9 protein-coding genes are annotated in these 13,876 nt (G+C 74.3%); 5 read left to right on the forward strand and 4 right to left on the reverse strand.

Annotation, left to right across the window (positions count from 1 at the left end; all coding sequences use genetic code 11):
- Window positions 1-147 precede the first annotated feature (147 nt).
- Complete coding sequence (locus ABH925_RS35115) at window positions 148-1,785, reverse strand: sporulation protein (RefSeq protein WP_370155143.1); 1,638 nt, start codon at window positions 1,783-1,785, stop codon at window positions 148-150.
- A 713-nt stretch (window positions 1,786-2,498) separates the two neighbouring features.
- Here ABH925_RS35115 and ABH925_RS35120 point away from each other — a divergent pair.
- The 3 genes from ABH925_RS35120 to ABH925_RS35130 are packed head-to-tail and all read left to right on the forward strand — an operon-like array spanning window position 2,499 to window position 6,573.
- Window positions 2,499-5,150, forward strand: a complete 2,652-nt coding sequence (locus ABH925_RS35120; protein ID WP_370155145.1) for a hypothetical protein — start codon at window positions 2,499-2,501, stop codon at window positions 5,148-5,150.
- A 35-nt stretch (window positions 5,151-5,185) separates the two neighbouring features.
- Complete coding sequence (locus ABH925_RS35125) at window positions 5,186-5,860, forward strand: universal stress protein (protein WP_370155147.1); 675 nt, start codon at window positions 5,186-5,188, stop codon at window positions 5,858-5,860.
- A gap of 41 nt (window positions 5,861-5,901) precedes the next feature.
- Entirely contained in the window at window positions 5,902-6,573 is a 672-nt protein-coding gene (locus ABH925_RS35130) for a DsbA family oxidoreductase (protein ID WP_370155149.1), read from the forward strand.
- Between the two features lie 79 nt (window positions 6,574-6,652).
- On the opposite strand, the gene ABH925_RS35135 is transcribed toward ABH925_RS35130, so the two are convergent.
- Window positions 6,653-8,665 carry a sigma-70 family RNA polymerase sigma factor gene (locus ABH925_RS35135; RefSeq protein WP_370155151.1) on the reverse strand — a complete coding sequence of 671 codons (2,013 nt, stop codon included), beginning with the start codon at window positions 8,663-8,665 and terminating at the stop codon, window positions 6,653-6,655.
- A gap of 189 nt (window positions 8,666-8,854) precedes the next feature.
- The gene (locus ABH925_RS35140; RefSeq protein WP_370155154.1) at window positions 8,855-9,544 is read right to left on the reverse strand and encodes a TetR/AcrR family transcriptional regulator; all 690 of its coding nucleotides are present in this window, start codon (window positions 9,542-9,544) and stop codon (window positions 8,855-8,857) included.
- A gap of 409 nt (window positions 9,545-9,953) precedes the next feature.
- Between ABH925_RS35140 and ABH925_RS35145 the strand changes: the two genes are divergently transcribed.
- Both ABH925_RS35145 and ABH925_RS35150 read left to right on the forward strand, forming a co-directional pair.
- Window positions 9,954-11,381, forward strand: coding sequence for an NAD(P)/FAD-dependent oxidoreductase (locus ABH925_RS35145; RefSeq protein WP_370155157.1), 1,428 nt, complete (start codon window positions 9,954-9,956; stop codon window positions 11,379-11,381).
- 181 nt (window positions 11,382-11,562) lie between these two features.
- Complete coding sequence (locus tag ABH925_RS35150) at window positions 11,563-13,548, forward strand: SpoIIE family protein phosphatase (protein ID WP_370155159.1); 1,986 nt, start codon at window positions 11,563-11,565, stop codon at window positions 13,546-13,548.
- Window positions 13,549-13,653: 105 nt separating this feature from the next.
- Here the strand turns inward: ABH925_RS35150 and ABH925_RS35155 are convergent.
- The coding region (locus ABH925_RS35155) for a hypothetical protein (protein WP_370155161.1) at window positions 13,654-13,876 on the reverse strand (223 nt) is incomplete at its 5' end.

Consider the following 13,876-nt stretch of genomic DNA (forward strand, 5'->3'; position numbering starts at 1 on the left):
ACGACAACCGGGTACGGCGCCCAGGTTCGGAGCAGGTGAACGGCGGCCGTCGACGGGGCGTCAGGTCCGTGCGCGAGGGCGGGCGCCAGGGCGTGCGCGACGCGTGCGTACGGGGCAGTGCGCCGCTCGGTGTGCGGTGTCCGGGCGTCAGGCCGGGGCGGTGAGTACCAGCCGGGCCCGTTCCGCGAGTTCCTCGGCGGCCCGTTCGCCCGGGTAGTTCTCCAGCCGGCGCAGCATTTCCTGGACGTACTCCCTGGTCCGCTGCGAGGAGATCCGGCCCGCGACCTCGACCGCCCTGGTGCCCGCCGCGACCGCCGCGTCCAGGTCGCCGTCGTCCAGTTCGGCGAGCGCGGACACCACCAGGCGCAGCCCGTGCGAGCGGACGTAGGCCTCGGTCGGCCGGGCCAGCGCGTGCGCGGTGAACTGCCGGACCTTGAGCGGAACGCCCAGGTCCCGGTAGCACTCGGCCGCGTCGGCGGCGAGCCGGTCGTAGGAGTAGAAGTCGATCCAGGCCGGATCGGGGTCGCCGGAACGGGCGCGTTCCAGGCTGGTCTCCGCCGCGCCCAGCGCCACCGCGCAGGCGTGCGCGCTGCCGGCCCGCGCGTGGGCGCGCGCCTCCACCAGGTGGAAGAAGCTCATGGTCCGCGCCGTCGCCAGGCTGCGGTTGCGCTCTATCGCGGCCTGGGCGAGGTCGACGCCCTCCTCGGCCGCGCCCCGGTAGGTCGCCTGCAGGCTCATCGACGCCAGCACGTAGCCGCCGAAGGGCACGTCCGCCGCCGCCCGGGCCAGCCGCAGCGCCTGGATGTAGTAGCGCTGCGCGGCCTCGTGCTGACCGGTGTCGAAGGCCATCCAGCCGGCCAGCCGGGTCAGTTCGGCGGTCGCCCCGAACAGGGCCCGGCCGACCTCGTCGCTGTAGGAGCCGAGCAGCAGCGGCGCCGCGTCCAGCCGCAGGCACTCCGGGACCATCGACGAGCGCCAGTCGCCGCCCCCGTAGCGGGAGTCCCAGCGCCGCGCCTCCTCGGCCGCCTGGCGCAGCTTCGCCGCGTCGGCGTGCCCGACCCGGTGGATCCGGGCCTCCCCCGCGCCCCGCCCGGTGAGGCTGCCGGGACCGCCGGGTCCGTGCAGTCCGTCGAGTCGGTCCGGCCCGTGCGGTCCGCCAGACCCGCCGGAGCCGGGGGCGCTTGTGGTGCCGGAGCCGCTCCGGCCACCGGAGGCCGCAGGGCCGTGCGGTTCGGGATCGTCGAACCTGATCCGCGCCGCCTCGCCGTGCAGCCCGAAGTCGGAGGCCTCGCGGGCCACCGAACCGTCCACCGGGGTGATCAGCCACCGTGACACCGGCGTCGCGTACGCGGTGACCGAGAAGGTCCCGGCGAGGTTGTCCCACCAGCCGGAGCGGCGGCCGCCCTTGTCGTTGGGGCCGCCCCGGGCCGGCCCCGGGTCCAGCTGCCACAGTTCGGTGACATGGCGGACCGCCTCCGGCACCTCGCGCGGGAACGCCAGGCCGATCTCCGGTGCGGGGTCGCTGCTGCCCAGGCCGATCTCGTCCAACGGCACGCTGCGGCCCAGCTTGCCGCCGATCGCGGCGGCGATCAGCTGCGGTACGGCCCCCTGCGGGACCATGCCCTTGCTCACCCAGCGGGCCACCGAGGTCTTGTCGTAGCGGAACGTCAGACCACGCTGCGCGCCCAGGTCGTTGACCCGTCTGGCCAGGCCCGCGTTGCTGATTCCGGCGTGCGACAGCAGCGAGCCGAGCTTCTCGTTCGGCCCTCGTCCAGTGGTGGTCATGCCCTGGTGCCACCTCCCCCCGCCGCTCCCGGTTGAACCCAGAGTAGTTCCTCGCGTTCCCAGGGTTAAGGGCCTCCGTTCCGTATGGCGGGATACCGCTCCCGGAGCGTGCGCCCCTCGGTCCCCGCGGCGCCGTCGCGGCGCCGGGAGTATGCACCCGCGGCGTGTGGCAGTGCGCCCTGTCGTGCTCCCTCCCCGGCACTGGACGGCGGCGCTTGGATGACGGTGTGGGTCGGCCTGCGGTCGAGGAATCGGCAGGTCGGGGGAGTGCGCCGCCGTCAATCCCCGCGCGGCGGCCGGCCGGTCCGGGGGGTGTGCGGACACCCCCCGGGCTGAGAGAACGTCACGGAGCGCCGGGCGGTTGCCCGGCGGCCCCGGCCGAGACGCCCGGTGGGCGGGTTCGGTCGGTTTCCGGCTCGGGTACGGAGGATGCCGTAGTGGCATGCCCGGGGGTGGGCTGCCGCGCCCGGGCCGCAGAGGGGACGGTCCGGGCCGTGGCGATCGGTGGGTTTCCCGCGGCGTGCCGTGGATCTGCCGTAGGTTGTCCCGAATTGCCCCGTTGCTGACCTGTATCTTCCTGAAAGTGATCGCGTCTTCCCTGAAGATGTCTCAGCGGCCGGATGGCACGATGTCTCTGACGGTGCGACAGCAGTCGAGGAGGCGGCACCGGACCGGCTCCGGTGGCGCCCGCCGCACAGCCCGTGGAGGCGTCGATGCGTTGGTTGGTGGGCTGGAACGGTGCGTCCGCCGCGAGCGACCTCGGCCTGCGTCAACTGCGCCCGCTCGGCGGTCATCTGCTCTGGCCCGGCCCCGACCCGCTGTGGGCGGTCGGTGACTGGCGGCCCGAGGAGATCCGCACCGTCAGCGTCTTCCGCCGGCACCACCCACGCCCGGCCGAGCAGGTACGGACCGGATTCCCCGACCTGTCCCAGGATCCTGACGACCCCGCCCTCGCGGACGGCGCGGTGGCCAGGCTGGCCATCGTCGGCCACTGCGGCGCCGGCGACGCCGCCCTGCGTACCGCGCTGCTCGCCGCCAGCGGGGGCGCGCTGCGGCATCTGACCGCCTGGCCGGGAAGCTACACCGTCGTGGTCCAGCAGGGCTCCCGGACCACGCTGCTGTGCGATCTGGCCGGTGTCCGGCCGGTGTTCCACACCCGCTGGTGCGGCGGCACCGCGTACGCGACCGCGGCCCTGCCACTGGCCGACCTGGTCGGCGCCCCGCCCGACCCGTACTACCTGGCCGCCCGCCTCGCCGTCCCGGAGACCCCGGAGGCGCTGGACGACGCCAGCCCGTTCACGGGGGTGCGGCGCGTCGCGCCGGGGCATGCGCTGAGCATCCGCGCCGGGCGGCCGCAGCAGGAGTCGTACGAGGCCAAGCGGAACACGGTGGGCGGCAGTTCGGAGATCACCGAGGCGGCGGCGACGGGCGAGGTCACCCGCAGCCTGCTGGAGGCGGTCCGCTGCCGCGTCCGCACCGGCGACTCCCCGTACGGAGCGTCGGCCGAGGTCACCACGGGCCGCCGCCTCGACCGCGGCCACCCGGACGGTGCCCACCCGGACGGCGGCAATGCGGATGGCAGCGGTCCGGATCCCGGCCTCCCCGACTTCGGACGGTACGGCTCCGGCGGCATCAGCACCCGCAGCACCAACGGCAGCGGCAGCGTCAACGGCTCCCGCAGCACCAACGGCAGCCGCGGCGTCAGCGGCAGTGGCAACAGCCGCGGCGCCAACGGCATCGGCAGCTACGGCACCGGCGCCGGCGGTGGCCGTGACGCCGACGGCCACGGTTACGGCGCGGCCAACGGCGGCGCGGCCGCCGTGCGCCTCCGGCGGATCAGCAGCGACCTCTCCGGCGGCATCGCCTCCACCGTGCTGACGCTGCTCGCCGCCGAGATCCCGGTCCGCCCCGCCACGACCGCCGGCGCCTCAGGTGTGGCCACGGCCGCTCCGGCCGCCTCCGCCGCTCCGGCGCCGCCGACGCCGAGGACGCTGGAGGAGCGCTGGGGCGACCCCCGCAGCTACCGCACCCTGCACCACGGACCGCCGAGCCCGTTCCCGGACGGGACCCCCGCCCGGACCGGAGCGGTCCGCGGTTCCTGGGCCCGTCCCGTCGCGCAGCCCGCGCAGCCGGGAACGGCGCTGCTCGCCGTCACCTTCACCGACACCCCCGCCGCCAATCCGCAGCCGCCGGACCCGGCCAGGACCGCCGAGCTGGTCCGCGCGCGGGCCCTCGCCGCCTCGCACGCCAGGCTGGACCACCTGCTGGTGGCCGGGGGACCCGAGTCCCTGCCCTACGCGGACCTGCTCGACCCGGACCTGGCCGGCCCGCTCACCGACGAGCCCGGCCCGGCCCTGGTCGTCGGCCTGCGCCAGCGCCACCGCCTGGCCGACGCGGGCGCCGACCACCTCAGTGGGCACGGCGGCCGCCAGGTCCTGGACGGACATCCGGCCCGGCTCGCCGACGTGCTGATGGAGCACCGGCGGATCCCGTTGCTGCGGCCGGTCGCCGCGCTGGCCCGGGCCGACGGCTCCGAGCGCCCGGTGCACGGCACCTTCGGCACTCCCGTGGCCGTCCTCAGGGCGGCCAGGCGGCTGGCCCGCACCAGCTACGCCGAGGGACTGGAGGACGCCGCCGCGCAGCTGATGGCCCGTCGGGACCGCACCCCGGCGTCGGCCGGTGCGGCCTCGGTGCAGTCGCTGGCCTGGTGCGCGCCCGGCCCGGCCGCCCGCTGGCTGAGCGACGACGCGCTGTCGGCCGTCGCGGTACGGCTGCGGGTCGCCGCCCGGCGCGCGCCTGGCGAGGAGCGTCCCGGCGAGCGTCGTGCGCGTCTCGCGCTGTACCGTGCCGCCGCCGAGTTCCGGGTGCTCACCCATGTCGTCGAGGAGACGTACGGGCAGCGGCTGCACGCCCCCTACCTCGACAACCAGGTGATCCGCGCCTGCCGGCTGGTCCCCGCCTCCGCGCGGGTCCAGCCGGGGTCCCGGCCGGCCATCCTCGGCACCGTGCTCGCCGGTGCCGGGGTCACCGACCTGCCCGAGGGCTGGGGGGCGGGATCGCCCCCGGAGCCCCAGGCCTCGGCCGAGAGCATCCGGGCCGGGCTCCGCCAGTCGATCGACGCCCTCGACAAGCTCTTCGCCGCCCCGCTGCTGGCCGACCTCGGCCTGCTCGACGCCGACGGCTTCCGCTCGGCCCTGCACGCGGCGATCCGCAACGTTCCGGTGCCCCTCGACGGCATCGCCGAGGTCGTCTCCACCGAGCTGTGGCTGCGCCGCCTGCAGGCCCGGCAGGGATCCTGCTGGACCGGCGTGCCGCTGTCCGAACGCCGGGCCATCGACGGTGGCGAGCCCGTCGGCGTGCCGTAGCCACCCCGCCCCCGGCACGGCCGACGATGGAGGCCATGTCCACCGAGTCCTCCCGGCCCTCCGGCGAGTCCCCCCGATCAGCAGTCCGGCCCTCGCCCGAAACAGGCGCCGAAGCAGGCGCCGAAGCAGGCGCCGAGGCCGCCGCCGACCCCGCGGCGCCCGGGTTCGCCGAGCCGTCCGTCGTGCCCGTGCTCCCGGTGCTGGCGCATCTGCCCGGCAGCACCCGCCTGCCGACGTCCCGTCCGCCCGGCGTGGTGGTGGGCGTGGACGGCTCGGACGGATCGCTGTGGGCCCTGGACCGGGCCTTCGCCGAGGCGACCGCCCACCGGCTGCCGCTGTACGTCGTCGCCGTGGTCAACCCCGCGCCCGGCGGCTACACCCCGGGCATGGCCGACCTGGTCAGGGACAGCGTGGAGCGGCTGCTGCAGGGGATGACCGAGGTGGCGCGCCGCGCGGTCGAGAACGTCGCGGCCCGGCATCCGGACGCGCCGGAGCCCGAACTGCATGTGCTGCTCGGCGACCCGGTGGAGATCCTGCTGGCCGCGTCCGGGCGGCACCAGATGCTGGTGGTCGGCACCCGGGGCAACGGCGGGTTCAGCCGGCTGCTGCTCGGCTCGGTGGCCTCGGCCGTCGCCCACCACGCCGGATGCGCCGTACTGCTGGCTCCGGCGGGACCCTGGAATACCTCGCAGGCCGCTGCCGTTGGCTGAATATCTGACAAAGCAGGGAACGGATGGGACGGAATCACCGCATGAAGATCGACATCTACTCGGACATCGCCTGCCCCTGGTGCTACCTGGGTAAGCGCCGCTTCGAGCGGGCTCTCGCCGCCCATCCCCGCGGTGCCGACTTCGAGGTGACGTACCACCCGTACCAGCTGGTCCCGGATGCCCCGAGCACGCCCTCCCCGCACCGCGCCTGGCTGGCGGAGCGGTACGGACCGCAGTCGCGCGCCATGGACGACCGGGTCACCGCCATCGGTGCGGCCGAGGGCATCGTCTACGACTTCGACGCCGCGCTGCACGTCAACACCCTGCACGGGCATCGCCTGCTCTGGCTCGCCGCCACCGAGTACGGCCTCCCGGTCCAGCACGCGCTCAAGGAGCGGCTGCTCGCCGCCCACTTCAGCGACGGCGTCGACGTCGCGGACTTCGCCGCGCTCACCGAGCTCGCCGTCGACGCGGGACTGGACCGCGACCGGGTGACCGCCTTCCTGCCTTCCGGGGAGGGCATCGCCGAGGTCCGGGCCGAGATCGCGCACGCCCAGCGGCTGGGCATCACCTCCGTGCCCACCTTCGTCTTCGACGGCGCCTGGGCGGTCCAGGGCGCACAGGAGACCTCCACCTTCCTCCGCGCCCTCGAACAGGCCGTGGACGGCCTCGACCAGACCGGCACCTGCACCGACGAGACCTGCACGCCGTAACGGGCGTGCTCCCGGCCGGGAGCACGCCCGTCGTCCTGGTCCTGCCCGGCGGCCCGTCGTCCCGGCCCCCATGGGCCGATCAGTGGCAGACGAAGCGGGCCTGCGCCCAGTCCGCGACATCGCCCACCAGAAAGCGCTGGTCGGCTCTGCTGACGACGAGCCGGATCCTGGCGACCCCGGTCAGCGGCACCTGCACCGGGACGGCGGTGTCACCGCCGTTCACCACGCCGGACTGCCACAGCGTGGCCCCGGTGCCGTCGTCGACGACGGCGAAGCGCACCGCGCCCAGGCCCATGGTGAGGTCGTCGATGCCCGCGACCGCGTCGAAGGACGTGCAGCCGCGGTTCAGGTCGACGGTCACCGCGGAGGGCGCGTGGACCGTGACGCCGCGGCCGTAGGACTGCCCGCCGATCCGGACGCCACTGCTCCGCTGCCACAGCCAACTGCTGGCGTCGCCCTGGACGGTGGGACCGGTCGCGGTGCCGACGCCGCTGAAGGGCAGGGCGTCGACGAAGTAGTCGGCGACCGGCGGCGGTGGAGGCGGCGGCGGGACCACCGGAGGCTTGGGCGTCGGCACCGGCGTGGGCCGCGGCCTCGGCGAGGGCTTGGGCGGCAGCGGCCGGGGTGCCGGCTTGACCACCACGGCGGGCCGCGGTGGCGGAGGTGCGGGAGTCGGCGCGGCGGCCGGCGGCTTCGGGGCCGGCACCGGTGCGACCGGCTTCGGCACCACCTTCACCGCCCGCGGCTTCGGCGGCGGCACCGGGTGATCGCTGCCGCTCAGCGCGAAGACCACGCCGGCCACCACCGCGACGGTGACCACCGCCGCGATCCCGGCCTTGGCGGGCACTCCCAGTCCTTCCGAGGCCGCGGCCCCCGCGCCGCCACCGGATCCGCCGCCCGCCGAACCGCTCGCCGCGGCCCCGCCGACGGCGGCGCCGGCGCCGATCCCGGCCGCGGCGGCCAGCGTCGCGAAGTACCCCGTGCCGACCCACACCAGCGCACCCACCGGAAGCAGCTCCCGCAGGCTGTGGTTGAGGTCCACCAGCTCCAGGTACGCGGCCGAGCAGCGGTCGCAGTCGTTCATGTGCGCACGCACGTCGGTCGACGCCCGTTTGCCGAGCCCGCCGCGGGCGAACGCTCCCAGCTTCCGTGCGTACTCCGCGCAGGCCGTCTCCTGGGTGTCGGAGACATGCGCCTGCAGGAACTCGGTGGCGAGCCGGTCCCTGGCCCGGTGCGCCTGCACGGCGGTGGCGTTGGCGGTCTTGCCGATGAGCACCGCGACCTCGCGCGGCGGCTCCTGCTCGACCTCGGTGTGCCAGAGCACCATCCGGTCGTCCGGCTCCAGCCGGCTGAACGCGCGCAGCACCAGCGAGTGGTCCAGCTCCGCCATCGCCCAGGCGTCCGCGCCGGGATCGGTGACGCTGACGTCGGCGACCGCCGCCGAGGTGGCCGCGAACAGCGTGAAGTCGTCGACCAGTTGCTCCCGCCGGTCGCTCCTGGCCCAGGTCGCGGCGATGTTCCGGACCGCCGTCAGCAGGTAGGCGCGCACCGCGATGTCGGGCCCCTTGCCCGCGCGCAGCGCCTGCAGCGTGCGGGCGAACACCTCGCCCGCGAGGTCCTCGGCGGTGAACGCGTCCCGGCAGCAGGTACGGGCGTAGCGGCGCACCGAGTCGGCGTGCCGCCGGTACAGCTCCTCGAACGCGGAGTCGTCCCCGGCGCGCACGGCGGCGGTCAGCAGCGCGTCCGAGGGCGGCAGCCCGTCCTCGTCCGGCGGGCCGCCGGGAGCGGGGACGGTGGCCGCCACCGGCCGGGCGGCCCGGTGCCGGGCGCCCTGCGGCGGTACCTGGGGCGGCACCTGGGCCTGTGCGGCGGAAGCCTCCGCAGAACCGGAGCCGGGCAGGCCGGTGCCGACCGCTCCGGATTCCGGCGCGACGGACCCGGACCCGACGGACCCGGACCCCACGGCTCCGGGCGCGTCCGCTCTTGGTCCGTCCGCGCCGGTCGGGTCCGCACCCGACGCGTCCGACGGCGCCCGGTCCGTCTCCGCCTGCCGCTCGCCCTGCCCCGGCTCGTCCTGGCTGTCACCGAGCATGGCAGCCCCCGTGTCGATCCACGGCCAAAGGCTCCCACGGAGTCGCCGGCCCGGCGCTTGGATCGTCCACGGACCACTCGTCCGGGGCATGGACGGGGCGACAGGCGAACGCTTCCTGGATACCTGCGCTACGGCTCGCCCTCATCCATGCCCCACATCGTCCGACTGTGCCCGGCGCCGGTCGGCCCGTCAGTTCGACGCGCGCAGCCCGTCCAGCAGGATGCGCAGCAGCCGAGCCGAGGAACCGGCGGACTCCAGGGTGCCATCCCCCTCCTCGGCGGACGAGGTGTAGGCGGGGACGGACGCGGTCAGTACCAGCACCACGTCGGCCACGGTCACGCCGGGTCGCAACTCGCCGGCCGAGCGGGCCCGTTCCACCAGCTGCGCCAGCAGTTCGAGCAGTCGCGCCGGATCGGCGTCACCGCCGTCCGCCGCCTCGGCGCCGTTCTCGGAGGTCACCCGCAGCGGCTCGGGCGATCCGGTTGCCGCCGTCCCGACCGCCGTTGCGCCCTGGTCGATGCGCTCCGCGTAGCGGAAGGCCTCCGGCGGCAGCAGCCGGCCCGCCCCGGTGGCCACGGCCCGGGAGAGGTACCCGGCCAGCGCGTCCCACGGTTGAGGGGTGTTGTTGAGCGCCTCCCAGGCCTGGGTGGTGAGCCAGGCGACCTCCTCCGAGGCGATCCGCCGGACCAGCACCTCCTTGCTCGGGAACCGCCGGTACACGGTGCCGACGCCCACCCCGGCCCGCCGGGCCACCTCCTCCATCGGCGCGCCGTAACCCAGTTCGCCGAAGACCTCACGGGCCGCCCGCAGCACGCTCTCCAGGTTGCGCCGCGCGTCGACCCGGAGCCGACCCGCACCGGGGGAGGCATTCCTCCCCATCCCCCCGGCACGTCCGTTGCGCTGCTCCGGAATCGACCGCTCCCCCACAAGCGGAAGCACATGTTCCTGCTGAACCATGACGATCGTCCTCCCCCGTAGGCACCCCGTCCGACGCGATGCCCCCTACACCAACACGATGCAGTGAATCAAATACTGATACACATACTGCTCGACCATAGTTGAGAGCGGATCAGGCGGAACAGAGGACTTGCCAAGGAATGGGCATCTCCGTCGCCGACGCGCACACAGCCGAGCCGAGGCGCAGCGTAGGCCATCTGCGCTGATCAATGGAGTGGCGCCCGGATATGTACGCTCTTGTCCGCCCCTCACCGCCACCGGAACGACCGTACCCGTACGGCCCTTCCGTCCCGGAAGCCCCAGCAGATCGGGTGCAGTTCCGGCGCGAGCTATGTACAAGCGGCCGCTCAGGGTGCGAAATGGACCGGTGACACCGGTGACCACCCCACCCAGCCACGGCGAGTCCACCCCTCATTCGCCCGCGCATTCACCCGTCCGCGTGCTGATCGTCGGCGGCGGCCATGTCGGCCTGTACGCCGCGCTGCGCCTGCAGCAACGGCTGCGGCCCGGAGAGGCCGAACTGACGCTCGTCGACCCCAAGTCCTACATGACCTACCAGCCGCTGCTGGCCGAGGCGGCCGCCGGCGCCGTCGACCCCCGGCATGTCATCGTCCCGCTGCGCCGGGTGCTCAGCCAGGCCACGGTGGTGCTCGGGCGACTGAGCCTGCTGGACCCGGACACCCGCATCGCCACCGTCACGGTGCCCCCCGCAGTCGCCGGGCACCCGGCCCGGGATCTCCAACTCAGGTACGACCAGCTGGTGCTGGCCCCCGGAGCGATCCCCCGGATCCTTCCGGTGCCGGGGCTGGCCGAGCACGGCATCGGCTTCCACAGCGTTCAGGAGGCCGTCTCGCTGCGCAACCACGTGCTGGCCCAGCTCGACCTGGCCGCCTCGACCCGCGACCCGGCGCTGCGCGAGGCCGCCCTCACCTTCGTGTTCGTCGGCGGCGGCTACGCGGGCACCGGCGCGCTCGCCGAACTGGAGGACATGGCCCGCTACGCCACGCGCCACTACCCCGGGATCGACGCCGACGACCTGCACTGGGTCCTGGTCGAGGCCGGTGACCGGATCCTCCCCGAGACCCAGCCCGACGTCGGCCTGCGCACCACCGCCGAGCTGCGCGGACGCAATATCGAGGTGCGGCTGGGCACCCGGCTGGAATCGGTCGTCGACGGCGTGGTGACCCTGTCGGACGGCAGCCGCATGGCCGCCCGCACCCTCGTCTGGACGGCCGGCGTACGCGCCAACCCGGTGCTGCGCGAGACCCGGCTGCCCTGCGACGCGCACGGACGGCTGCGCTGCGACGCGTCCCTCCGCGTCCTCGGCTCCGACCGGGTCTGGGCGGCGGGCGACGGCGCGGCCGTGCCCGATCTCGCCCGCCCGGGAGAGTGCTGCGCACCCAACGCCCAGCACGCGGTCCGGCAGGCCCGGGTGCTCGCCGACAACCTGCTGGCCCAGCTGCGGGGTGAGCCCACCAGCGAGTACCGACACGAACTCAAGGGCTCGCTGACGTCCCTCGGACTGCACAAGGGGGTCGCCCAGCTGCGCGGCCGCGCTCTGCACGGGCACACCGCCTGGCTGCTGCACCGCGCCGTCCACCTGCGGCGCGTCCCCACCTGGGACCGCAAGGCCCGGGTGCTCGCCGACTGGACGCTGGCCAGGCTGCTCAAGCGGGAGATCGTCTCGATGGGCGCGCTGGAGCAGCCGCGGGCCGGCTTCGAGACGCTCATGGAGCACGGCAAGGAGTGGACCGAGTGAAGAAGTGACGCGGGTCGGGGGAGGAGGGAACCGGATGGGTTGTCAGGACATCCCGTAGGTGGGGATGTTCTGATCGGGAGCCAGGGGTGATGTCGGCCGCGCAGGTCATCAGCCACACTGGTCCGGATGTACCGCAGCCCGGTGCCGGGCCGCCTGCCGACCGAGCGCCAGGAAAGGTTCCGTGAATCTCACGCGATGGAGCGCCCGGCTCCCCGGAGGACAACGACGCGCCTCTGCCACCGCACCGGCGGATCCCGGAGCCGCCGACGCTGACGGAGTCCTCCCGGAGGCCAGGACCCTGAGCGATCATGTCTCCGCCGTCTCGGTGGCCGCCGCCAAGGCCGCGGCCGTCAAGGCCACCGTCGGCAAGCCCGCTCTCGGCAGGGGCAACGCAGGCAGGGGCAACGCAGGCAGGGGCAACGCGGGCAAGGGCACGGTCGGCAAGGGCGGTGCCACCACGCCCGCCGCCGCGCCCGGGGCCGGCCCCTCCGCCGGCGGCGTGCCCGCGGCCGAGCCGCACGACCAGCCCACCGTCCAGGACGTGCTCGGCCACCTCCCGGCCCTGGTGGCCGTCAGCTACGGCCCGGGGCACCGCCTCGGCTACCTCAACCGGGCCTACACCGACGTGTTCGGTCCGCGTCCCACCGGCGTGCCCGCCCATCAGGTCATGCCGGAACTGGAGGAGCTCGGCCTGCTCCCGCTGATGGACCAGGCCTTCCGCACCGGTCGGCCCCGCACCGTCAAGGCCCGCAAGGTCACCCACCCTTCGGGCACCAGTTCCGAACGCCCCCGCTACTACACCTTCGTCTGCGCACCCGTTCGCGACTCCGAGGACCTCGGGCAGCAGATCACCGCGCTCGCCGCCACCCACCAGCACCAGCAGGGCCGGATCACCACCGCCCCGCGCACCGCCTTCGGACCCCGGCGCCGCGCCGAGTCCGCCGACGTCTGCGGCGTCCTGGTCTTCGGCGCGGAGGTCACCGACCAGGTCCAGGCCACCGAACGGCTGCGGGAGAGCGAACGCCGGCACCGCGAGGCCGCGGTCACCCTCCAGCGCAGTCTGCTGCCGCAGAAGCTCGAACAGCCGGACGACCTCAGGGTCGCCGCCACCTACCAGCCGGGCGGCGCGGACGCCGCCGTCGGCGGCGACTGGTACGACGTCATCACGCTCGGCGGCGGACGCACGGCCCTGGTCATCGGTGACGTGATGGGCCGCGGCATGCGCGCGGCCGCCGTGATGGGTCAGCTCCGCACAGCGGTGCGCGCCTATGCCCGGCTGGACCTGCCGCCGCACGAGGTGCTGCAACTGCTGGACGGCCTGGCCGCCGAGATCGACGCGACGCTGATCGCCACCTGCGTCTACGCCGTCTACGACCCGAGCGAGCAGTCCCTCAGCTATTCCTCGGCCGGCCACCTCCCGGTGATGATCCGCGAACCGGACGGCTCCGTCACCCGTCCGGATGAACTGTGCGGCCCTCCTCTCGGCACCGGCGGCTGGCTGCACACCTCCGCCTCGGTCGCCCTGGTCACCGGTGCCACCGGTGTCCTCTACACGGACGGCCTAGTGGAACGACGCGGTCAGGACATCGACGAAGGCCTCGACGCCCTCGCCGCCACCTTCACCGGCGCCACCGGCAACCCCGACGTCATCTGCGCCCGGCTGCTCCGGGCCATGGGCGTCACCCCCGACCACGACGACGACGTCGCCGCCCTGGTCTTCCAGCTCCCGCAGCGTGAGCCGGAAGCGGCGGAGCTCTTCCGCAGCGCCTCGCTGGACCTGCTCGGCGGGGCGGAGGCGGTCTCCAGCGCGCGGGCGTTCACCAGTGGCGTCCTGGCCAGCTGGCGACTCGGCGAGGAACTGCTGGACCTGGGCGTTCTCGCGGTCAGCGAGCTGGTGTCGAACTCCTTCACACACGGCCACCCGCCGATGCGGCTCCGGCTGCGCCGCACCGACCGCCGACTCACGGTCGAGGTCACCGACGCCGACGACCACCTGCCGCGCCGGCGCCGCGCCGAACCTGCCGACGAGTCAGGAAGGGGTATCGCCATCATCGCCACGATCGCCAGCAGCTGGGGCACCCGCCGTACTCCGGACGGGGGCAAGGCGGTGTGGTGCGACTTCCTGCTCCCGGCGACACGCCAGACGCCCCGTCAGCAATCGGTTTGACACAGACCTGTGCACCGCCTAACGTACGTCGAGCTGCCTGACCAGGAGCCCCGAACGCGCTGAGCGCGGCCGGTCCTGAGAGCAGCCACTCCACTGAAAGTCAGATCATGCGAACCCTGGTTCCGTGCGCTCATTTTCAGGAACTGGGGTGGGAATGCGGCGGAATTGGCTAGCACCGAGAAATTCCGCTAGAGTTTCACTCGTCGGAACGGGCCGGAAACGGCGCGGGAAGGCGGAAATCGGACCGGAAAACGTCTGATAGAGTAGTGAACGAAGGAAGCGCCCGGAGGGGCCGGTGAAACGGTCTCGAAGGAAGCGTCCGCTCCTT

The organism is Streptacidiphilus sp. EB129, assembly GCF_041262645.1.
Classification (GTDB): domain Bacteria; phylum Actinomycetota; class Actinomycetes; order Streptomycetales; family Streptomycetaceae; genus Streptacidiphilus.

What these genes read in the sequence shown, in the direction of transcription:
- ABH925_RS35115 (WP_370155143.1), bottom strand. Translation starts at nt 1,785, where the DNA reads ATGACCACCACTGGACGAGGGCCGAACGAGAAGCTCGGCTCGCTGCTG.
- ABH925_RS35120 (WP_370155145.1), top strand. Translation starts at nt 2,499, where the DNA reads ATGCGTTGGTTGGTGGGCTGGAACGGTGCGTCCGCCGCGAGCGACCTC.
- ABH925_RS35125 (WP_370155147.1), top strand. Translation starts at nt 5,186, where the DNA reads ATGTCCACCGAGTCCTCCCGGCCCTCCGGCGAGTCCCCCCGATCAGCA.
- ABH925_RS35130 (WP_370155149.1), top strand. Translation starts at nt 5,902, where the DNA reads ATGAAGATCGACATCTACTCGGACATCGCCTGCCCCTGGTGCTACCTG.
- ABH925_RS35135 (WP_370155151.1), bottom strand. Translation starts at nt 8,665, where the DNA reads ATGCTCGGTGACAGCCAGGACGAGCCGGGGCAGGGCGAGCGGCAGGCG.
- ABH925_RS35140 (WP_370155154.1), bottom strand. Translation starts at nt 9,544, where the DNA reads ATGGGGAGGAATGCCTCCCCCGGTGCGGGTCGGCTCCGGGTCGACGCG.
- ABH925_RS35145 (WP_370155157.1), top strand. Translation starts at nt 9,954, where the DNA reads ATGTACAAGCGGCCGCTCAGGGTGCGAAATGGACCGGTGACACCGGTG.